General features: G+C 51.6%; 18 protein-coding genes and 2 pseudogenes. 6 read left to right on the top strand and 14 right to left on the bottom strand.

Going from position 1 to position 22,035, the window contains the following annotated elements:
• Positions 1–55 precede the first annotated feature (55 nt).
• Positions 56–2,818, top strand: coding sequence for a LuxR C-terminal-related transcriptional regulator (locus DM813_RS04435; protein WP_128322223.1), 2,763 nt, complete (start codon positions 56–58; stop codon positions 2,816–2,818).
• Here the strand turns inward: DM813_RS04435 and DM813_RS04430 are convergent, their stop codons facing one another.
• The 3 genes from DM813_RS04430 to DM813_RS04420 form a co-directional block, all read right to left on the bottom strand.
• Positions 2,819–3,766: a PDR/VanB family oxidoreductase gene (locus DM813_RS04430; RefSeq protein ID WP_128322222.1), complete on the bottom strand. Its 948-nt coding sequence runs from the start codon at positions 3,764–3,766 to the stop codon at positions 2,819–2,821.
• Between the two features lie 64 nt (positions 3,767–3,830).
• Positions 3,831–4,892 (bottom strand): aromatic ring-hydroxylating dioxygenase subunit alpha, encoded by a 1,062-nt coding sequence (locus DM813_RS04425; protein ID WP_128322221.1) that lies wholly within the window; start codon positions 4,890–4,892, stop codon positions 3,831–3,833.
• 175 nt (positions 4,893–5,067) lie between these two features.
• Positions 5,068–6,126 (bottom strand): SGNH/GDSL hydrolase family protein, encoded by a 1,059-nt coding sequence (locus DM813_RS04420; protein WP_128322220.1) that lies wholly within the window; start codon positions 6,124–6,126, stop codon positions 5,068–5,070.
• Between the two features lie 149 nt (positions 6,127–6,275).
• Here DM813_RS04420 and DM813_RS04415 point away from each other — a divergent pair, with 149 nt between their 5' ends.
• The 4 genes and pseudogenes from DM813_RS04415 to DM813_RS28915 all read left to right on the top strand — a co-directional run bounded on the left by DM813_RS04415 (position 6,276) and on the right by DM813_RS28915 (position 9,685).
• Positions 6,276–7,226 carry a GlxA family transcriptional regulator gene (locus tag DM813_RS04415; RefSeq protein WP_241653134.1) on the top strand — a complete coding sequence of 317 codons (951 nt, stop codon included), beginning with the start codon at positions 6,276–6,278 and terminating at the stop codon, positions 7,224–7,226.
• 97 nt (positions 7,227–7,323) lie between these two features.
• Positions 7,324–8,022: an NAD(P)H-dependent oxidoreductase gene (locus DM813_RS04410; protein ID WP_128322218.1), complete on the top strand. Its 699-nt coding sequence runs from the start codon at positions 7,324–7,326 to the stop codon at positions 8,020–8,022.
• 64 nt (positions 8,023–8,086) lie between these two features.
• Positions 8,087–8,827 (top strand): annotated as a pseudogene (locus DM813_RS28920) (hypothetical protein); the annotation flags it as partial.
• Positions 8,822–9,685, top strand: a complete 864-nt coding sequence (locus DM813_RS28915; RefSeq protein ID WP_431311929.1) for a methyl-accepting chemotaxis protein — start codon at positions 8,822–8,824, stop codon at positions 9,683–9,685. The pseudogene DM813_RS28920 and the gene DM813_RS28915, both read left to right, overlap by 6 nt.
• Before the next feature lie 85 nt (positions 9,686–9,770).
• On the opposite strand, the gene DM813_RS04400 is transcribed toward DM813_RS28915, so the two are convergent.
• Positions 9,771–10,175 carry a winged helix-turn-helix transcriptional regulator gene (locus DM813_RS04400; protein ID WP_128322216.1) on the bottom strand — a complete coding sequence of 135 codons (405 nt, stop codon included), beginning with the start codon at positions 10,173–10,175 and terminating at the stop codon, positions 9,771–9,773.
• A gap of 85 nt (positions 10,176–10,260) precedes the next feature.
• Between DM813_RS04400 and DM813_RS04395 the strand changes: the two genes are divergently transcribed.
• Entirely contained in the window at positions 10,261–11,115 is an 855-nt protein-coding gene (locus tag DM813_RS04395) for an SDR family oxidoreductase (protein WP_128322215.1), read from the top strand.
• A gap of 177 nt (positions 11,116–11,292) precedes the next feature.
• Here DM813_RS04395 and DM813_RS04390 read toward each other — a convergent pair.
• The 10 genes and pseudogenes from DM813_RS04390 to DM813_RS04345 form a co-directional block, all read right to left on the bottom strand.
• A pseudogene (locus DM813_RS04390) lies at positions 11,293–11,463 on the bottom strand (OprD family outer membrane porin); the annotation flags it as partial.
• A 64-nt stretch (positions 11,464–11,527) separates the two neighbouring features.
• On the bottom strand, positions 11,528–12,979 hold the full coding sequence (locus DM813_RS04385) for a coniferyl aldehyde dehydrogenase (RefSeq protein WP_128322214.1): 1,452 nt from the start codon (positions 12,977–12,979) through the stop codon (positions 11,528–11,530).
• Positions 12,980–13,070: 91 nt separating this feature from the next.
• Positions 13,071–14,162, bottom strand: coding sequence for a Zn-dependent alcohol dehydrogenase (locus DM813_RS04380; RefSeq protein ID WP_128322213.1), 1,092 nt, complete (start codon positions 14,160–14,162; stop codon positions 13,071–13,073).
• An 18-nt stretch (positions 14,163–14,180) separates the two neighbouring features.
• Positions 14,181–14,402, bottom strand: a complete 222-nt coding sequence (locus DM813_RS04375) for a hypothetical protein (protein ID WP_128322212.1) — start codon at positions 14,400–14,402, stop codon at positions 14,181–14,183.
• 26 nt (positions 14,403–14,428) lie between these two features.
• Entirely contained in the window at positions 14,429–16,003 is a 1,575-nt protein-coding gene (locus tag DM813_RS04370; protein WP_128322211.1) for a phytoene desaturase family protein, read from the bottom strand.
• A gap of 296 nt (positions 16,004–16,299) precedes the next feature.
• Entirely contained in the window at positions 16,300–17,283 is a 984-nt protein-coding gene (locus DM813_RS04365) for an AraC family transcriptional regulator (protein WP_128322210.1), read from the bottom strand.
• A gap of 84 nt (positions 17,284–17,367) precedes the next feature.
• Positions 17,368–18,708 carry an MFS transporter gene (locus DM813_RS04360; RefSeq protein ID WP_128322209.1) on the bottom strand — a complete coding sequence of 447 codons (1,341 nt, stop codon included), beginning with the start codon at positions 18,706–18,708 and terminating at the stop codon, positions 17,368–17,370.
• A gap of 53 nt (positions 18,709–18,761) precedes the next feature.
• On the bottom strand, positions 18,762–20,039 hold the full coding sequence (locus DM813_RS04355; protein WP_128322208.1) for an OprD family porin: 1,278 nt from the start codon (positions 20,037–20,039) through the stop codon (positions 18,762–18,764).
• Positions 20,040–20,450: 411 nt separating this feature from the next.
• Positions 20,451–20,837: a Zn-ribbon domain-containing OB-fold protein gene (locus DM813_RS04350; RefSeq protein ID WP_128322207.1), complete on the bottom strand. Its 387-nt coding sequence runs from the start codon at positions 20,835–20,837 to the stop codon at positions 20,451–20,453.
• A 2-nt stretch (positions 20,838–20,839) separates the two neighbouring features.
• Complete coding sequence (locus tag DM813_RS04345; protein ID WP_128322206.1) at positions 20,840–22,027, bottom strand: thiolase domain-containing protein; 1,188 nt, start codon at positions 22,025–22,027, stop codon at positions 20,840–20,842.
• Positions 22,028–22,035 lie beyond the last annotated feature (8 nt).

Here is a 22,035-nt window from a genome sequence, read left to right as displayed (position 1 = left end):
TAAGCGCGCGGATTGACCAATCTGAGAGAGCACATCAGGTTTTGGGCAGTCTGCCATGAGCAAATCTCTCGCTATCGGGCGTGTGATACGAAACAAGATTGATCCTCCCTCTCAGCGAGCTGGCCTTATCGGGCGCGATAGCTTGCAACGTAGACTGCTTGAGCAAATCGACAAGCAGGTGACCCTAATCTCCGCGCCGGCAGGTTACGGAAAAAGTAGTCTGATGACATCCGTATATCATCGGCTGATCGGCGCTGGGAAAAGCGCTTGCTGGCTTAGCCTGGACACCTACGATAACGACATTGTCAGATTTGCCACTCATTTGACTGCCGCTATCGGTCAATCCGGCTTTCGCGTTGAGGGCGGTGAACCGGCTACCTCACCAGGTAGTCATCAGGGAATGGGGGTAGGTGTCGATGTTCAATTCCTGGCAGAGGAGTTGCTTGAGTGGTTGTCATCTCAGCAGAGTGTCGTCCATGTATTTCTTGATGACCTTCATCTGCTTTCCGAAGGCCCGGCCCTAGAATTCCTCAGTGCGGTAATTATCTGCGAACATCCAAATCTTAAGTTTGTAATTGCCTCACGTGAGGTGCCGCAACTGCCATTGGCCCGTTTGCGCGCGCGCGGTCGACTCTGCGAATTGGAGGCTGATGCGGTGGCATTTTCAGCCGACGAAGTCAGGGACTTCATGAGGCAATCCGCATCGTTGGGGCTTTCCGACGAGCAGATTACTTTGCTCTATAAAAAGACAGAAGGGTGGCCAGCCAGCTTGCAGATGGTCTCGATCGCTATGGAGTCCGCGCGTGACCCCGATGTCTTTATTTCTCGGTTTTCCGGTGCGGATAAAGACATTGCCGATTTCCTGGTTGAGGAGGTTTTGGCAAAACAATCTACGCAAATGCAGCGCTTTTTGCTGGGCACTTCTGTGCTGAAATCAATGAGTGCTGAGTTGGTCAATGCGGTGCTTCCTTCCACTGACGCTGTGCATTTAATAGAGCAAGCCGAGGCAAAAAATCTGTTTCTGCTGAGACTGGATAGGGAGCGCACCTGGTATCGATATCATCATCTATTTGGCGACTTGCTTCGCCGCGTTTTGGTGGAGCGTTCACCTGAGTCCGTTGAGGGATACCGCAGAAGGGCTGGTACTTGGCTAGCGGCTCATGGCCGTATTGTCGAGGCGATTGAGCAGGCCTTTGCTATCAATGATCAGTCTTGGGCAGGTTCCTTGCTCGAGTCGGCATGCTCAGAGTTGTTTGCCAGTGGGCAAACGGCAATGCTGCAATCTCTGGCAGACCAGCTGGACGAAGCTGAACTACAAAAACTGCCCCGGCTTCAGCTGGAATTGGTATGGGATAGTGTCATCCGATGGCGGTTCCACGAAGCACGTGAACTATTGCATGAGGCGCAGCGACGCCTGTCGTTGTCAGCATCGGAACTCTCCACTGAAAGCCCTAAGGATCTTGAGACACACCAGTTGCAAATGAAGTCATTGCACCGCCAAGGCATGCTTCAAGCGTTCACGGATAAGCTTAAGGATGCGGAGCGTACTTCGCTTGAGTGGCTCGATTCCTACTCTCATCAAGACCCCTATATGGAGGCATCATGCAGAGTGGCGTTGTGGATGTGTCGCAGGGATCGATTTATTTGTGATGCTTCTCCCGCTGAGACCGAGGTACTTCGCAAGCTTTTCAATGACGCAGGTGCGAAATTTGGCATCGTGTTTCTGGACGCTGTAGCTGGCAGTATTTTCTTGGAGAGGGGGGACGTTACAGCGGCTGAGCGTTTTTTCCGAGGTGCACTCGATACGGCTATACGAATTCAGGGTGAGACTTCTGCGCTTGCCGCCATGGCTTGCGCTCAGCTGGCCATGCTTCTCTATTGCGAGAATCGGTTGGACGAGGCTGCTATTTTGCTTCGTGGCGTGATTGCACAGCCATTAGAGTTCGGTCTATTAGACTCCATCATCGCCCGTCAGCTCACGGTCGCAAGGCTTGCCAGAACGAACCAAAACTTCACGGATGCCCACGAAGCATTAGACGCTGCTGATGATTTGGCGGAGCGTTTTGAGCTGCCCAGATTACAAGTTAATGTGTTGGCCTTGCGCACCCATTTGTACATCGAGCAAGGTCACATCCATCAGGCGCAACATCTGCTTGAAAGCCATCCAGAGTATCGAACCTTACGCTCTCTGAACCCCGAGGGGTGTGTGGACAGTCGTCGGGAGTTGATTGCAATTGCCTTCTCAAGGGTCGCGTTGGAAACGGGGAGGGGTACGGAAGCCATAAAATTGCTCCGTCGATGGGCTGCCTGGACTTTGGAGCGGCACTGCGTTCTATCTTTTTTACGAGTTTCCGTGCTTCTGACCAGGTTGTTTTGGCGATCAGGTGATGTGCCTGCGGCGAGAAGGGTTCTTATTGAAGCGTTGGTTCACGCTGATGGGAGCTTCGATCGAATTTTTCTCGATGAAGGAGAGGAGATCTGCGCCGTGCTGCAAGACCTCCTTCAATCTAATCCAGCTATTGATGTCCCTTGGTTGTCCCGTTTGAAAGCTGTACTTAAAGCCTTCGGTTCAGGCATGGAAATCCCTCGGGTAGTACCTGCTGCCGTGCCGAGCATTCGTTTGGAAAGCCTATCAGAACGCGAGCTGGAAATTATCAGGCTCACCGCTCATAGCCTCGCAGCCCAAGAGGTGGCTCAAGCACTTGGGCTGACAGAAAGTACAGTGAAGTGGTATTGGCAGAGAATCTTCGAAAAATTGGGTGTCAGGCGACGCAAGCTCGCAGTGAGGGCCGCGAAAGAGCGCGGCCTGCTCGTTTAGTCACAAATCCAGTTGTAGCGTTTCGGTTAAAGCTCGGGATACGCAGATCATCATGCATGAGTTGGAGTCGCGCTCGGCTTTGGACAGCACGCTGTCTCGATGATCAGGCACACCTGAGATCACTCCTGTCCTACAGGTCGCGCAAAGCCCTTCCCGGCAGGAATAAGGCACGCCTTCATCGCGCTCCTCAAGGACATCCAGGATGCTTTTGCCTGTAGGCACTTCGAACTCCGCACCTGAGCGCAGGATGACTTTGAAGGGTTTGTCTTGAGCTGTGTCTACCGCAGCGGCTGTGAACCACTCGAAATGTACGTGAGAAGGATCTCTTTTCGATTCGGCAGCCTCAACCGCTTTCATCAACGGCATTGGGCCGCAGCAATAGATATGAGCTTGAGGGTCGATATCAATCAAAGCTTCAGTTGGTTGAAAGAAGTCGGTCTGTTCGTCGTCAAAATGAAAGTGACAACTGTCAGGGGCCAGAGCTTTGAGCTCTTCGTAAAACGCGGTTCGCTGACGATTGCGAGTACAGTACAACAGACGCCATTTCTTCCCCTCGCGGATACAGGTTTTGATCATCGCCATAATTGGCGTTACACCTATTCCGCCGGCAATGAATACATGCTCGATAGCTGATGAGTCCATTGGGAAGTTGTTGCGTGGGGCACTGCATTGGATTGACATTCCAACACGCACTGAGCGGTGGATGTACTCGGATCCACCTCGACTTTCCTTTGCCAAGCCCACACCAATGCAGTAGCGGCCCCTCTCGGCCGGGTCGTTGCATAGCGAGTAGTGACGGATCAGATTTCCCTGGAGGTAGATCTCGAGATGCGCGCCGGCAGTGAAGGGCGGCAGATCCTTACCATCGGGGTGTTTGAGTTCCAAAACCATGACATCTTTAGCTTCACAGCGGATGTCAGTGACCTTTAAAGTGAGTTTGTCTGTCATCACGGCGATCTCTCAAATCGTAAATGGTCACGAACCCTTGAATCGGGTTCGTGACGTTGTTACCTCAAGCCATTGACGCTATCAGTGACTCCGATTGAGAGGCTTCTTCTTTAATCAATTTGTCCAACACCCAAAGCATTTTTCCTGGCCCAGCATCTGCTGCGATATCAAATGTTTTGAAGTTGGGCTTTTCTTCCATGCGCTTCTGCTGTCCCTCAAGCATGGCTTTGTCTTCTCGGAAGGCTTCATCCAGTCCTTCTTTTAAGAGATCACTCAAGCCAGGACGGTCAGTGGCTTTGCTCACACCCCAGGAGTAGTAGTAATCCACAGACCTCTCATCCCGCGGAGTAATGGCTTGGCAGCTCCAAGAATCGAGAACAAGCATGCCATCCGACTCGCCTTCAGTAGCTGTGCCTGCCATGAATACGCGGAAATGCAGAATCCAGTTGCATGGCACAGTTTGTGTGATGTCGAAATGCGCATCACACATGAATCCCGGTGGGAACATATGCTCGACGAATTTTGGAACAGGGACATTCCGTACCCAGTAATCAGTCTTGACGCCACGAGGCAGGACTTTGTGCTGAGGTTTGGCCAATGCCTGCGCCCAACCCATTGCGATGGTGGCGTCGTGAGTGAAGGAGCTATGCGAAAGGTCTGCCAGGTTGGCATTCTCGAGGCGATAGTCAGCGTCAATTTGGATGTAGCAAGGGCGAGTGTTGTAATCCGGATGGCTTGGCCCGACCGCATCCGTGATCAGACTTGGATCAGCTTTGAGGGGATCCCCCATCCATACCCAGATCCAGTTGTCCTTTTCGACTACCGGAAATACCCGCACACAGGCGCGTTCTGGAATGTTGGATTGACCAGGGATTTCAGTGCATTTGCCATCACTTCCGAATTTCAGGCCGTGATACATGCAACGAAGTTCATCTCCTTCCTTCGATCCCATGGATAGAGCGGCTTGTCGGTGAGGGCAGCGGTCTTCCATTGCCACGACATCACCATTGAGCTTGCGATAAAGCACCACGCGTTCGCCAGCGATTTTACGTGCAATAAGGGCAGTCTTGCCTTGTGAGACTTGATAGTCCCAACCAGCGCAATACCAAGCATTCTTGATAAACATGCTTCCTCCAATCAGGTGTGCTGTCTTCCAGCTTTATTGTTGTTGGTCGAACTTTTGGAGCTATGCCGTTTAGGGCATCTGGAAATAACGATACCGATCAGGTTGGCGGTGACGCACCAACCTTTTGGGAGGGCGAGGCGTAAATATTTTTATCAAACGGATCAAGGGCGGGCGATTAGTCAACGGTCAGAAAATTTCGATGCAGCTCGGCAAAGCGCTCTCCAATCAAGCAATAGCCGTCTGCGTTTGGATGCAGACCATCGACGAGTAAATTGGCATCTTCGAGCCCGAATAGGGCTAGGCCGTCTTGGTATTGGATTTGGTGATCGCCTTGCAGGACGTGAGCATCGACTGCGCTCTTCAATCCTGCCCGGATTTGCTCTAGGGAAAGCCCGCCATTTTCACCTACAGTCTCTCGTGTAGGAGAGCAGATTGGAGACACGATGACGATAGGTAGGGTCGGATAGCGGTCTCGAATGATAGAGATCATTCCATGGACAGAATCGTTAAGAGTTCTCTGATTGAGTGCCCCTCCGTCCCAGATGTTGATGCCCAGCTCGAGCACCGCAGCATCGATCGTTTGCTGTGCGATGACTTTCGACGCAAGCGCACTAAGCAAGCAGGAACCTGCCCACCCCATGTTTGTAACGTTGACCCCCGCGAGTTTTCCGGCCACCGCAGGCCATGTGCCGGAACCGCCAAGCGCTTCCATCCCATGCGTAATCGAACTGCCGTGGAACAGTATGTGACGTCTGTCGTCCTTCCAGGTTTCCCAGGTGGCATGTGAGTCAATTTGGACGCGTTCGATGACTTGCAGTGACGATTGCGGAAACCATATCTCTATTTGCTTGAGATGGTTCCCTAGCCCTGTGAATGCCAGCACTGCTCGTGACTCTCCCTCGGGCGCGGCTCCTGGCGTCAGAAAAGAACCTCCGATCGCAGGTGTCTGCTGGTAAAGATTTCCGTCTACGTAGATCTCGAAATTTCTCGCCCACTGCTCGGGCTCGGTGAGGAAAAGCTGCGTCTGCTGAGTGACCAGTTCAAGGCTTGAGCTGTTAGTGACCAATCGTAATCGGATACCAGAGGTCATGGTCGCAGTAAGCGCGTTTAGGGGATCTAGCATGAAGCCTATTGCAGGGGGAAACCTTACAGGCTGGACACCGTCTTGGTGATCAATCAGACCGATGTGGCCATGGAGGAGGGCAGGCAAAGACGACAAGGGGATAGTTTGCATTGAGGGACTCACTGGTAGTGTGAAGGTGCAAGATCGCCCAATGAGTCTATGAATCGGATCTAGAGCGCTGTAGTGTAAAAAAAGCCACTCTCTATGCGAATTACGACAATATGCCTCATGCTGCCATTTTGCTTTACGACGGCTGCTATATGTCCAGCCTCGGCGGGGTCGTGGACATTCTGCAGGTAGCCAACGCACATTTACCCCACACGGCAGCTGCCAGCTTTCGATACAGCTGGGATTTTATTTCACTCCAAGGCGGAGATGTGATGGCCAGCAACGGGCTTGCCTTGAGTACCCGCAAGCCTTACGCCAATGAACATTTTGACTTTGTATACATCCCCGCCAATCACTATCGAGGGTACAAAGTTTTTATGGAAATGTTGGAGACTCTTGGGGAGACCTACGATTGGTTGATAGCGCAGTGGGAAAGCGGTGCATTACTGGTTGCTACATGTACTGGTACCTTTATCCTCGCCAAAACCGGCCTTCTTGAAGGTAGGGTCGCCACAACGACCTGGTGGCTGGAGGAGCAATTTCGGTCATGGTTTCCAGGTGTTAATTTGCAAATGAAAACCATTCTTACAGAGGTGGACGGTTTGCTTTGCGCAGGCGCACTTTCTTCGTATCACCTGCAATCCATAAAGCTCATAGAGAAATTTTCTGGTGCATCGCTCGCCGCGCTATGCGCGAAAAGCATGCTGATCGATGTTAGCCAAACGTTACAGACTCCATACGTGCCGCTGCTAGCGCACAAAACACACTCAGACGCCTTAGTCCTGCGCGCCCAAACATACATGCAAGAAAACTTCGCTGGCCGAGTACGTCTTACCGATCTGGCAGATAGGCTAGCGGTGAGTGAGCGCACATTGATTCGTCGATTCAACAATGTGCTGGGTCAGTCTCCTCTGTATTACCTTCAGAACCTTAGGATAGAGGCTGCCAGGTCACTACTGGAGTCGAGTGAGCTGCAGGTCGAAAGCATTGCAGAGGCAGTTGGGTACTTGGACAACAGTTCATTCGTCCGACTGTTCAGGGAGCGTTTAGGGCTCACTCCTGGCGCGTATCGAAAAAAATTCCGTCTCACCACACCGCCTTAATCTACTGTCGGTTTCTGCATATTCAGCGTCATTTTCGCCACTGGGTGAGATGGCGTCGGTCGCCGTATGCTCTGATTTTCCTGTCGAGCAAATGACCATGAATGTGCTGATTGTGCATGCTCACCCCGAGCAAAAATCCTTCACCTCGGCTCTTTACGCCACGGCGGTAGAGCATTTCAAGCAAGCAGGGCATCAGGTTGAGACATCCGACCTTTACGCCATGAGCTTCAACCCTGTAGCCAGTAGCAGGGACTTCGAGGAACGCGCTAATTCGGACTACCTGGTTTACGCACTCGAGCAGCGCAGCGCGTTCAAAAATGAAAAGCTCACTGCAGACATCGCGGCGGAGGTGGATAAAGTCACCCGTTGCGATCTGCTCATCCTGACATTTCCCGTCTACTGGTTTTCCATGCCCGCGATTTTAAAAGGGTGGGTGGATAGAGTTTTCGTATCGGGACATTTTTACGGCGGTCGCAGAATTTTCAATCAAGGCGGGATGTCCGGCAAACGCGCGCTGGTTTGTGCAACCTTAGGTGGGCGAGAGGCTATGTTTGGAAATCGAGGCGTACACGATGATATCGAAACGCTACTCATGCCATTGCTGAAAGGGTCGCTTGGTTATGTGGGTTTTGACGTTTTGAAACCATACTTGGGGTTTCACATCCCTTACCTCGATGCTGATGCGCGGGCAGGAGTGATGGAGAAGTGGAAACAAAATTTGGAGTTGATCGCAGAACGCGAAATATTACCTATGCCCAACCTCAATAATTACAACGATCAACTGCAGCTCCTATAGCTAAGACTTCTATTGGGTCAGTTGTCTAAGCGCCTCGATAATAAAATAATTAGAAGAGTATCCGATGAGTAAGCACGGCAGTTTTTTATCTGGCTTGAATGTTCAGTCGAAGTTGGCTATTGGTTTTTCGATGGTGATTTTGACAGGTCTCACCTGCACTGCATCTGGTTACTTTGGGACTTATTTGCTTTCACGCTTGATTGAAGGGAATTTTGCCGCTACGAGCATCGAAAAGCTAACTCTTGACCTTCGTAGTGCTGAGATCAGATTTTTTATGTTCGGCGATAAAGAATCTCGGGATCTTTTGCATGCTCAAGTCAAAGAAATGAATGAAGAAATAGGGGTGGTTAAAAATAAACTCAGTCAAGGCTATAGTGGTGAATTCAACGAGATAAACGAGGCATGGCAGGCGCACAAATCTGTTTTGAAAGAGTTAGATCGGACTGTTGTCCCGCCAGCTTTACCCGAAAGTGCATTAAGCGCAAAAAAATGGGTTGAGGCGGAGCAAGTCATTACAGAGCGAAGCAAGGCGTTAGCTACAGCTATTATTGAAGTTAAAGAACGTTTGAGGAACGCTGGCGTATCGAGCGTTTCTCTAATTTATATTCTACTAACTGTGACGTCATCATTAGCCATGTTGGTCAGTGTTATTGCTGTCTGGTTGATCTCTCGTCAGCTTGTATCCGGGCTCAAGGAAGTGGTCAATCAAGCCCAACAAATCGAGGCAGGTAATCTTTGCGAAATCTCTCATTCATCCCGAGGGGATGAAATTGGCCAGCTTCAGCGTGCAACACAGGCGATGTCGGGAGGGCTACGGGCTCTGGTAAGTCAGATTAACCAAGGCGCTGCGGAATTGGCTCAGGCGTCTTTGCAGTTAGCCCAAGACAGTGCTGAAGGTCAGTCCGAGCTTGAACTTCAAACGGCAGAGGTGGAGCAAGTTTCAACGGCTATCAACCAAATGGTGGTCACGATTCAAGAAATCGCACGAAGTACGGAGCTAGCTGCTGTGACAGCGTCCCTCGCAGATACCAAAGCCCGTGACGGTAATCAAGTGGTCAGCATTGTCTTAAGCCAAATTGAGCTCATCTCACAGGATATGGGCGAATTGGGGCAGGCGATGAAATATCTACAGCAGGGCAGTGGGCGTATCGGGCAAGTGGTCGACGTTATCAAAGCAGTTGCTGATCAGACGAACCTTTTAGCATTGAACGCAGCCATAGAGGCCGCACGGGCAGGAGAGCAAGGACGAGGGTTTGCAGTGGTGGCGGATGAAGTCCGCGCCTTAGCGAGACGCACACAGCAATCCACAAGTGAAATCGCAGAGCTGGTAGTGGCTATTCAGGATGGTAGTGAAAGTGCTGCACGTCTGATGAGTAGAAGTTATCAACGTACCTCAGATGCCGTTGTACAAGCAGAAAGTGCCCGTCAGGCACTTGATGGAATAAATACCTCCGTGGCAGATATCCAGGCGATGAATCAGCAGATTGCTTCAGCAGCCGAGGAGCAAGGTGCTGCAGTTAATGTTGTTCACGACAATATTGCCAGAGTTCGGGGGATGGCTGATCGATCCAGTATCAAAGCATCTCGTGCTTTAGTCGCCATTCGCGATCTTGCGCGTCTTGGCGCCGGGTTGAAGGATTCTGTTCAACGCTTTCATCTTTAGAGATCGTGATTCTTATGGGGGCAATAGGTGCAGCGCGGGACTAAAAGGACTGAATAGCGGTAAAGAGATGAACATCATTCCGGTGTTATGAGTAGGGCTCCGCATGAGTGCGTCTATGCTGCATGATCACTGGCAGCGTTTCTTCAATCCAGTCCACCAATGATTCCATTCGTTGCGCTGCCTGTTGCCCTAATGGTGTGAGGCTGTACTCCACATGTGGCGGTACCACCGGCAGCGAAACGCGACTAACGAGCCCATCCCCATCAAGCCCTTGAAGAGTCTGTGCAAGCATTTTCTCGCTGACTCCCCCTATCTTACGGCGCAGCTCGCTGAAGCGATGTGTTCCACCTAGAAGTATCACCAATACTAAAACCCCCCACCGACTGGTCATGTGCTTCAGCACTTCTCTGGAGGGGCAGTCCGAGTCAAGGAGATCGCCACGGCGGGCTTTCACTGACAGAGGAGTGGGAGATTGCTCAGCGTTGCTCATCACACTTACCTTTTTGTGCGTACTTACTAAAAGTATGTATGGGGTCTAGGATGGACTCTGTTTATTCAATACTCAAGGGGCTTTCATGATCGCTATCACTGGTGCAACGGGGCAGTTGGGTCGCTTGGTCATTGCTGAGCTATTGACGCGAGTCAGACCGGAGTCTTTGATCGCCCTGGTTCGTGATCCGATTAAAGCGCGGGACTTGGCTGATAAAGGCGTTAACGTTCGCTTGGCGGATTACAGCAAGCCTAAAACGTTGGCGGTGGCACTCGAAGGGGTCGACCGTTTGTTGCTGATCTCATCCAGCGAAATCGGTCAACGTGCTTCTCAGCATCGGGCGATCATTGATGCTGCTCAAACCTCAGGGGTCAAACTCATCGCCTATACAAGCGTGCTGAATGCTGGAAAGTCATCTTTGGAGTTAGCTGTCGAGCATCGGGATACTGAGCAAGCATTGAGTGCGTCGAAACTGAAATACGTTTTGCTTCGCAACGGTTGGTATAACGAAAACTATACCGCCAGCTTACCGTCCGCATTGGAGCATGGGTCGATACTGGGTTGTGCTTCCAATGGCCGCATTTCTTCCGCTGCTCGAGGTGACTATGCACTGGCTGCTGCAGTGGTGCTGACGACTGAGGGACATGCGGGTCAAACATATGAGCTTGCGGGTGATGAATCCTATTCTCTGACAGAGTTAGCACAGGAGGTGGCCATTCAATCAGGTAAGCCAATCGTCTACAGCGATCTGCCTCAGCATGAATTTAAGGCTGCATTATTGAGTGTGGGACTGCCAGAGGGGTTCGCTTCTCTACTTGCGGACTCTGATGCCGCAGCGGCTCAAGGGGCCCTGTTTGACGACAGGCATCAACTTAGCCAACTGATTGGCCGTCCTACAACATCTATCGCAGAGTCAGTGAGGATCGCATTGAAGGGTTAAGACATCAAAGGTGTCAGCGTAGGAACAGTCCTGGAAGGCTTGGTATGGCCCTGCGACCGTTGAGTCATGGTTAGCCAAGTGATTTTGGATGGAGTACTAAGAGAAGGGCCCTATTTGGGCCCTTTTTAGTGAAAGTCATCTTGCTTGATCGTTGCTATGCCTCCATAAGTTCGCCAATCAAAAGAGTGGCAAGGTGTAGCTTACGATCATCCTGTTTTCGTCGATGTCGCGCAGGTAGTTCGAGCACAGCGTGGCGTTGCGCCAGAGTACGGCGGCGTTTTTCAACGGCTTGCTCTGGATGGTGTGACCAACATCGGTGTCACGTTCCCATTCGCGACCTTCAGAGGATCCACTTAGCAGGCTTCGCAAGCTTCACAAAATCCGACAGCCAATAGGACTCAACCTGCCTGACTCACTTCGCTTGGAAGGCCGCAAAAGCCTGTTCAAGAAAGCTTTGATTTTGCACGCCGAAAGGTGGGTTCAACAGTGCTGCAACCGGTGTTACGTCAGCTTGTCGATACACGGCCTTCGCATGGCTAAAGGTACGGAATCCGTAAATTCCATGGTAGTGCCCGTAGCCAGAGGGGCCTACACCACCGAACGGCAAATTCTCATCAGAAAGATGACTAACGCAGTCATTGATGGTCACACCGCCCGAGACAGTCTTGTCCAAAACCAGGCGTTCTTCATCAGCATCCGTTCCGAAGTAATACAACGCAAGTGGGCGCGGACGGCTGTTGACGTAGTTGATAGCTTCGTCAATGTTTGAGTACGTAACCACCGGAAGGAGGGGGCCGAATATTTCTTCTTCAAGAATTTTCTGACCTTCCTGGACGTTGAGCACCAGTGTTGGCGCAATCTGGCGGGTTTCAGGGTTGACTGAGGGCTCACCCACTGGCGATAAAGGTACGATATTGGCGTCCTTGTCCCGGGCGTCTTCAATGAGATCGTTGATGCGATTGAAGTGGTGGTTATTCACTATCGAGGTGTAGTCGGGGTTGCCGATCAGAGACGGGAACAGTTGAGAAGTAACAGTCTTAGCAATCTGAACGAAGGCATCCTGTTTGTCGTAAGGCACCAGAACATAGTCTGGGGAGACACACAGTTGGCCGGAGTTAAGAACCTTTGCGCTTATAATCCGGCTTACCGCTTGTTCCAGATCGACGGTGTTACTCACGATAGCCGGTGACTTACCGCCTAGCTCTAGGGTCAGTGGCACTAGGTTGTTCGCGGCGGCTCGAGCTACATGCTTTCCGACAGCCGTGCCTCCAGTGAACACTAAGTGATCAAAGGCTAGCTCTGTGAATGCTGCACCTACCGCCTGGCCTCCTGTTACAACCGCTATTTCCGCCTCATCGAAGGCAGAGCCAACCAAGCTCTTCAGTAGCTCGGAAGTGAAGGGGGTTAATTCGGACGGCTTGAGTATTGCTCGATTACCAGCTGCGAGGATACCAATGATCGGCCCCAGGGCCAGCTGAACCGGGAAGTTCCACGGGCTGATAACACCGATTACGCCTTTAGGCTGGTATTCGACGCGTGAAATGACCCCAGGCGCTGGAGAAGGGTTGATCTCAGGCTGACTCCAGTTGGGAAAGTGCTCTCGCGTTTGAGCAATGGAAGCGATCAGAGCAAGTACGTCATAGAGCAAACTGGTCGCCTGAGCTCGGTTACCAAAGTCTTGGCTGATGGCATCGGCAAGCTCTTGACGATTGGTGTGCAACATTGAAGAGAGTCGAGCCAGCCGGTCATGGCGTAGAGAAAGGTTCGGCGTTCCTTCGCGGATGACCGCACCCTTCTGTAAACGGAGTAAGCGGGGTAAATCGGCAATCGTATCTAAATCCGCTCTAGATTCATTATTGTTCATAGTCGAGGCCTGTAGAGTCAAATTAAACGCAAGGCCGAGCCAGGACGAAGTAAACATCCTGACTCGGTTTAAGCGATTTCAGAAAATCACCCTAGAAAGAGGTGATCACGCTCCGCGCTATTTTTCCGTCCTGCAATTCGGCGTAAGCCTCGTTGATTTCCGATAGGTTTATTTCCTTAGAAACCAGATCGTCCAGGTTCAGCTTGCCCTGCAGGTAAAGCTCTGCGTACATAGGAATGTCATGCTTAATGTTGCTTGATCCCATGTTCACACCTTGCAACTTACGCTGGGTTGCCAGGATTTCTTCGCTCACCTTCAGCTCAATGGTCGAACCAGGCTTATGCACTCCAATGACGTAAGTCCCTCCGCCGACGCGTGTCATGCGAACCGCTTGCTCGGTTGTTTGCTTCAAGCCCACAACCTCAAAAGCGTGATCGACGCCGCCGTCAGTGAGTTCCACCACCGTCGCAACTGGATCGACCTTTGACGCGTCGATGACATCGGTTGCGCCGAAAGTCTTCGCCAGTTCCAACTTGCTAGGCTGGAGGTCAATGGCGATGATCCGGATTGCTCCAGCCAGCTTAGCGCCTGAGATAACGTTCAGGCCGACTCCACCAACGCCAACGACTGCCACAGTGTCGCCTGGACGAACCTCGGCAGTGTTGATCACAGCCCCGGCCCCGGTAACAGTGCCGCAGCCAAGCAAGCAAGCTTGAGGGAAAGGTAAAGCGTCAGGTACCTTGACGAGTTGATTCTCATGAACCAAAGCGCGCTCGGCAAAGGCCGCTGTGCCAAATGCAGGCGTCAACGGCTTCCCATCGCGGCTCAGCCGCTGGCCCAGAGCTGGGTCGCGCAAGGTTTCATGAGGATGCTTGCACTGATAAGTCCGGCCAGCGAGGCAAGGCTTGCAATGACCGCAGTATTGGATGAGACAGGCTACTACGTGATCACCTACGGTGAACTCGCGCACGTCTGGCCCGATCTCCATCACCACGCCAGCCAACTCGTGGCCAAAAACAGCAGGCAGGGGAATGCCGAAGTCATTCTGCGCGAGGTGCAAGTCGCTATGGCACAAGCCCGATGCTTTCACCTGTACCAAAACTTCGCGTCCCACCGGGGCGGCTATATGAACTTCTTCGATCTCGAACTTGTCACCGGTCGCATTAATTACAGCAGCTTTCATGATCGATCTCCCGCTTAATTATTTTTTTTGCTGAGAAGACTTGCGAAAAAGCATGGCCAACAGCGCAAAGATCAAGCGGGGTGAAATTAGCTTTAATCCGGTGCGAAGTTCTTCGGGACGAAGGACAACTTTCATTGGCATTGTCCCCATGATCTTGCCTTCTATCAAGATACCTTGATCATGTGGAGTGACAGTCGACAAGTCCATGAGAATGGTCTTATCAAGGGTAAAGAGTTTCATAGTACACCTTGTTTTTATAATTCAAGTCAGGAAATAACTTTGTCAAAGTCCCAGCCTTTGTCTTCAAACAGTTTGAGCGCTGTTACCCTGCCGCCGCCGCAGACGCCACCTGCGGTTGGGTGCATGAATACGCCTGACAGATAGAGACCCTGTACCCCAGGAACCGTGTACTGGGACAACGATGGAGTCGGACGGTGGCCTTGGCTCTGGAACAATGGAGCGGCAAGACCCGACACGTCTCCACGCTGGAACGTAGGGGAGTACGCGGCGATGTCTTCTGGGGTGTCGAAGGCTTTAGCGAGAACGCTGGACTTCAAACCGGGCAGGAAAGAGTCGACCATGTTCAAGGTTTCTTCTTCTACCTCAGCCTTGCGGTCGGCCCAGGTTGAGCCGTCGGCCAGTTTGTAAGGCATGATTCGCCATACCAGGAAGGTCGACTTGCCTTCAGGCGCACGAGAAGGGTCAACGTGGTGAGTTGCGATAGTGCCCATCGACGGTGTCTTGGGGATACGGCCATTGCGCACGTCATAGACAACATTTTTGAAGTCATCAAGCGATGTTGGGCACAGTCCATTCAGCCAAGAATCGTTGATGTCTGGGTGAACATAACTCGGTGGAGTGTCCAGGGCGTAATGGGCTGTAACGCATGAGAAGGAGGACGTTTCGGCGCGCTTGATTTCGCGCACCACCTGCTCATCCAAGACATCATCGACCATTTTCGGAAGGTTGAAGGGGTGAATTTGCCCAACTACCGCTTCTTTGGCACGAATCTCGGTGCCGTCTGCAAGTCGTACGCCTACAGCCTTGCCTCCAGAGGTCAAGATCTTCGTCACGGTCGAATTACAACGCAGTTCTGCACCATGGTCTTCAAGCTGTCGTACCATGGCGTCAACCAAGCCGCCACTGCCGCCTCGAGGAGTTTGGAAACCGTATTTTTCGAAGAAAGCCGGATACATGAACAACGCCCCGCCTTCTCCCCTGGCCTCAGGGTCAACGAAGTGTTCGGTCAGCAGACGCAGCATGTGGATCTTCAGTTTGTCGCTTTCGAAACGCTCGGTGAGAATGCCCAGCGGGCTATTCTGAATTTCATGCAGCGCATTTCGGCCCATAGGGCTTTGATCGAGCATCGCGATGAACGCGCCATAGGGCGGCGGTGGCGAGAACAATCCGTGCATCGCCATTGGAACGAATTCCATGCTCTCTTTGTACAGCTGGTAGTACGCGTCCGCGTCTTTTTTAGAAGCGACTTCAGCAATATTGTCGATGGTGCGTTCGAGGTCGTTATAGCCAATCAGGCAACTACCATCGGTAAACGTTGTGGAGTAGGCAGCATTAGGTCGGATGTATTCCAAACCGTACTTGCTCTTCAGCTGCAGCTCGTCATTAGCGATCAATGGATTGAGGAGGATGCCAAGATGAGCGGACGAATGAAGATCATGCTTGAAGCCAGGCAGGGTGATCTCTTTAGTGGCTACGCCGCCCCCAAGGTAGGCTTTGCTTTCCAGTACCAAGACAGATTTTCCGGCTTTGGCGATATATCCGGCTGTGGTGAGCCCGTTGTGACCGCCACCGACAACAATTACATCAAAGACTTCGGACATGGTGCTTAACTCCTTTGAGGTGAAGATGCCTTCAACCTGCGGATGTTGTGATTGTGTGTTTGACACGCTTGCTTGGATATGCGTCTCGATGTTGAGCCAAGAGCTCGTCACTTGGTGAGGACGATTGAGCACTTCGAATGGGACGATTGAGCACAATCGTTCAAGATCGGATGGACGGAATAATTTCGAGCAGGCAAGGCCACTCCTCACTCAGAGGAGTGCCCAATTACGTGACATAACGGGAGGCGGGAGAAGGGATTTACTATCAGCGTACTGACGGATCAGTAGCCTAGATTTCAGTGCGTTGCGGGTCTTTCCTTCCCCTGGTCGCGGAAGTATGTGGGGCTCGTGCCAAAGACCCGTTTGAAGCGCCGAGCGAAATACCCAGGATCACTAAAGCCGCACGACCACGCAATCTCCGCAATCTGGAGCGAATTGTGCTGGTCAGCGAGTCGCCTACGAGCTGCTTCGAACCGCTGATTTTCAAGCAATGTCAAAAACGTAGTATTGGCTGAGGCCAAAACTTTATCCAGGTGGCGGCGAGATATACCTAGGTTGTCGGCGACGTGTTGAGCGGAAAGATCAGCTTTGTCGAAACTCTTATAGACAGTTGCTCGGATGCGCTTAAGCAATTCACTACCATGGATAACGCTATCCTCAGCCGGTCGAGCCAGCGCGATGGCGAGAAGACTTGCCATTTGCTCAGCCAGTAGTGAGCGAGGCATCGGTGCGTTATCGAGTCCAATCGTAGCTATGGTGTTCATCAGGCTAATCAATGGTGCTGCCCACTGAGAGTTACTATCCACCACGTGTCCGGCAAGCATGGACGGATCAGGGAGCCATTTTCGCAACCAACTCAATTCCATATGGGCGGAAATACAGAATTGATCCGATGGGAACATTAAATCCCATTTGGCTGACGAATCTAGCAGTATTATTGATCCTGGTGATAGATCACAGCTCTTGGCGCCATGAATTGCCCGGGCACTTCCGCTTTGCATCAGCACGATATCGAAACCAGCGTTTCGCTCATTTAAGATAGCGTGCGGCGAACAGGTAACTCGATGTGGAGTTCCTTGGAATATATTTAAATCGAGAGGCCCCATCCCATAATGTTGCCAAGTCAATTCGTACCGGCAGGACTCGTTACTAACTTGACTATGCGCAATCATACGCGCGCACAATTCTTCGGTTTCCTCAATGGCTTGACTGGTGGGAATCCCCTGGGATGTCCAATGCCAGTCTGTATCCCTGGAAAGCGATGATATGGATTCGGGCATACGCACAGCTCAGCTCGTCGGAATCAAAAGCTGTTGCTCCATCAACCGGAGCAACAGGCCAAAACCTAGAAAATGACCACCGTTTCAGTGATCAGCGGTAGCCTCCATCGTGTCAGGAGCGGAGCGTTTGGCATAAGACATTTTTAGCATCACCAGCGCTGCTAAGGTAAAGGCTATAGCATATGCAGTGAACAGCGATGCTGGCTGCCAGCCTTCGTCAATCATGAACCCAGCTACCACTGGAGAGAGTATGCCGCCAGCGCGGCCAACACCGATGGCGAAACCTACCCCGGTTGTCCTTACGCTTGGATCGTAGACGGTAGGAGCAATCGCGTACAGGCCTGCAACGCACCCGTTGACGGTAACTCCTAGGAGAAGGCCTACAGCTATCCCATATCCAGGTAGACCCGAAGTCTTGACGAAGAAGACCATAGTGATAGCCGTGATGATCAAAAATGCTGCTTGGACGTGAGTTGTTTTGAATTTTGAACTCAGCAACCCAAGCAGTGCACTCCCAACGATACCGCCTGCGCTGAGCAGCATTCCCCCTGTTATGCCTTGTTGAGCTGTCTGTCCCGCGCTCGCCAGCAGCTTAGGCGTCCAGCTCATCACGAAATAAAATCCGAAAAGAACAAGGAAGAACGCAAGCCATAACCAAACTGTTTTTAATAGATACTCGCCGCTGACCAACCTAGCAATGCTGCTCCTGTTTTTTTGGAGAGCATCAGATTTCTCAGGCAATTGTTTGAGCACTGGAAGGTTAAGTTTTGCTGCTAGCTTGTTAATTTTAATCAGTGCGTTGGTTGGTTGTTTTGCGATCAAGAAGTCCATGGACTCAGGCAGGAGGAAGTAAACTACAGGAATCATGGTCAGAGTAGCGGTGCCGCCTACCAAAAATACTGACCTCCAGCCGTAATGCTCAATCAAAAATATGGCGAACAAACCGCCAAACAAAGCACCAATTGCGTACCCAGTCGATTGCAGGCTCAAAGCCAAGCTTCTCCAGCGAGAAGAGGCGTATTCGCTGGCTATCACGTTGCTGCAGGCTAGAATTCCGCCGATGCCGATACCAGTGATGACTCGAGTGATACCGAGTTGTATTGGTGTGGCACTCATTGCCGAAAGCACCATGCCTACGCCGCTTATGGTCAGGCATAAAAGAATCAACGGACGTCGTCCGAGTTTGTCGGCCCAAGGGGCTATAAACAGGGAACCTACCGACATACCCAAAAGTCCCGCTCCAAGCAGATAACCTAATTGAGCCCCGGACAGCTGCCAGAAATTAGAAACGGCAGGTGCAGTAAAGGCCATAACCAGGACATCGAACCCATCGATAAGATTCAGGAACGCACAAATGGAGACAGCGATCCACTGAAATCCACTCATAGGGCGTAGATCGATTGATGCACGTAAGTCGATACTCATGGTTGCCTCACTTTAAGTATTATTATTTATGTTGGTTTGCACTGGCCGTGTCGTCACCAGAGCTTCACTGTGTAGTCAATGTTGATCCGGGTTTGGTCTTCGTCACGGAAACTTGCGGTGCTAGCGAAGTCGTTTCTGTATTTTGAATTTCTCACTCTGAGCGCGACATCTCGGAATGGCCCGCTTTGAATGACATAAGACAGCTCAGCGTACCGCTCACTTTCTGTAAGGCCTTTGCCTCCAAGTGCTGTAGGTAGTTCGATTTCATCTCCTTTCAAGTAGCGAAGCGTGGCTTTTAAACCAGGAATGCCGGAAGCAGCGAAGTCGTAGATATACATGGCCTCCCAAGTACGCTCTTTGGGGTTAAGAAAGTCCGATGCGAGCATGTACTTGCCGAGAGTTAACATTTCGGTGCCGGAGATATAGGGAGTGGCAGTATCGCCGCTTAGTATCTGGTAGCCACCGATAAAGCTGTGCCCTCCAATCGAGTAAGTGAATTCCGCTAGGTAGGTGTCATTATCAACCTTTCCTGCGCGTGCGCTCCCCTCGTCTCTGGATGAGTACCAGCTGAACTCTGACTTTAGTTTTGAATTTTCAAAGTTGTGAAGATTCTCAAAGTTAAAGTAATTTGTGCTGTACAGATTTTCTACGGTGCCGTTGTAATATCGAAGAGTCCATGCTTTATCAGGTCGGTACTCGATGCCAAGGAAATTAGCCCTATCTGACTCGGCAGTTGGGTTGAACCGGCGATTAGGCGACCCCATTGTGAACTTTTCATAGTCCGTAGAGTTGCGTTTGTTGATTCGGTCGATGGAGCTACCAATTAGCGTGAAATTATCCAGGTCTGTAGAGGATACGTGTACGCCGCGAAAAGTTTGAGGGAGAAGGCGTGAAACACTCGGGTAGGCCATAGGGAAGGTAGTGTTCGTTAGTGTTCCTGCTTGCACGACAGTTTTAGCCAATCGCATTTTCGCAGTTAACCCTAACTCTGAGTATTCGTCAGCCGCTTCGCCTTGGGAGTTGTATGGGAGTAAGTCTGTGCCCCTGCGGTCAGGAGACGAATCCAGCTTTATTCCCAAAAGCCCAATAGTATTTAGTCCAAATCCTATTGGGCCGTCGGTATATCCTGAGTTCATCTTGAGGATGAACCCCTGCGCCCATTCTCTAGCGTGATTCTGTGGAGATGTTCCCTTGTATTCGCGTTCGAAATAGTAGTTTCGTGCGGTAAGGGTTGCCTCGCTATCACTAATAAAACCTGACGCGCTGGCGGAAACGCTGGTCGCCATGCCCACCAACAAAACGCAATAGCTATTATGGTTGTTGTTCTTCATAGATTGCCTTTCTTATTATTTTTCGTATTAGAAATAGATGTTGCAGATGCAGCATTATTTTTTTCAAGGCGAGCGAGTACGATGCAAGTAAAACTTGATGGTGTGCTGTGCCTATTTATTTTTCGCGCAAGGCCTCACCTTTCAAGGTTTTCTTGGAAGGAAGGTTATCTTGTTGAATGCTAGAGCTAAGTGGTCAGCTACCGGGGAGGTGGTATTTAGAAGAGGAGCGGGCAGTGTCATTGGTGATGAATGAATGTTGCATTGTGCATTACCTCCATCAGGCTCCAGCTTAAAGCGGATGTAGAGTTTTGTAGTTATGAGTACCTATAGTTCATGAAACAGGTTGACAGGTCAACTAGATTTTAAGCTTCGTCACCCCTGCCAGCCTGAATTTGTTCGATTATCGGTCGCTCAACAAGGCTCAAACATGGGTACATTTTGCCCGTCTGTGCTCTCCACAAAAATGACCTGCACAGGCTGGCCGATCTTTAGGGACTCATAGTCAGGCGTCACTATGTTCGTGAGGATTCTCGGGCCTTCCTCGAGGGTCACATAGGCAATGCAATACGGAGGCTGAGCGCGGGGCAAAATGCTGAAGGAGTAGATCTCTCCACGGCCTGTTGCCTGGAACCACTCGCAAGGGCTGGCTCCGGTGAACGGGCTGTAGGTGCGAGGATAGAAGAATGCTTTTCCAGTATCAGGGCAGCGCTGCAGCAGGAGCTTGTGCTCGTTTGCTGCATTCCAGAAGGCCTCTGTCTCCGGCCATGGCTGTGGGGCCGTTGGGATTCTGTTCGTCATGCTTACTCCTCCCGCTCAAGAATCAATGTCGCGCTTCCGTGACGAGCTCCAAGCTGGCCACCTGTGCCGTGCACCAAAGCGAGTCCGCAAGAAGGCACTTGCACAGCAGGATGAGCCTCATTTCGGAGCTGCCGGACGGCTTCGATAATTTTTGTCATACCTCCCCGGTTGCCTGGATGGCTATTACACAGTCCTCCTCCATCAGTGTTGAAGGGGAGCTTCCCTACACCTGAAATGAGACCTCCATCTGCGACGAAGCGCCCACCTTGGCCGGGTGGACAGAAGCCAAGGTTTTCAAGTTGGATGAGAACCGTGATGGTGAAGCTGTCGTAAAGCGAGGCATATTGGATGTCAGCAGGCTGTACCTCTGCTTGTGCAAAGGCTTCGGCACCTGTTTGCACACCGCCCGACGCCAGAATGTCGAAGTAGCCGCCGTTTAGGTGTTTTACCGAGAAGCCGGCACCAATAGGAGTAACCAGGGGGCGCTTGAGGCTCCTTGCCACATCAGGGTGAGCGAGAACGACTGCTCCTCCGCCATCACTGATCACGCAGCAGTCCAGCCTGTGAAGGGGGGTGGCCACAATAGGGGAGCTCAACACGTCCTCCACCGTGACTACTTTTTGGAGCACAGCATTCGGATTGTGTTGAGCATGATGGGAGGCAGCCACTTTGATCCATGCCAGCTGTTCCGAGGTCGTGCCATGCTCATACATATGCCTCATCGCGCACATGCCATACATGTTGGTTACGATAGGGCCGTATGGAAGCTCGAATTGCGACTCCGGGGCAGACTGGGCCTGGAGTCGATGTTCCAGCTCAGGAGACATTTTCTCCGCTCGGGGCCGACCAGCTTGCGTAATCAAGGCAACACGGCATTTCCCGGCAGCAATTGCACGGGCGGCATGCTCGATATGGTTGATATAAGCCGATCCCCATGACTCCGTGGTGTCCAAGTGCCGAAGCTTCAGACCAAGGTATTCCACGACCGATGTAGGGCCCACGCCAGGCGCATCCCAACCCGCGACGTCACCTGCACAGAAGTAGCCGTCCACGTCTGCAATACTTAAGCCAGCGTCAGCTAAGGCACCAAGTGCGACCTCAGCATGCAGTTGACTAAGTGATTTATCTATAGCATGGCGCGTCGGGTGTTCGTAGGCGCCTACAATGTAAGCCTGCCCTTTAAGGCTCATGGCGACTG

Origin of the sequence: Pseudomonas alkylphenolica, from assembly GCF_004025535.1 — a bacterium.
Taxonomy (GTDB): Bacteria; Pseudomonadota; Gammaproteobacteria; order Pseudomonadales; family Pseudomonadaceae; genus Aquipseudomonas; species Aquipseudomonas alkylphenolica_A.
Note: the sequence above shows the minus strand (reverse complement) of the source record. Positions and strands in the feature narration are given on the sequence as shown.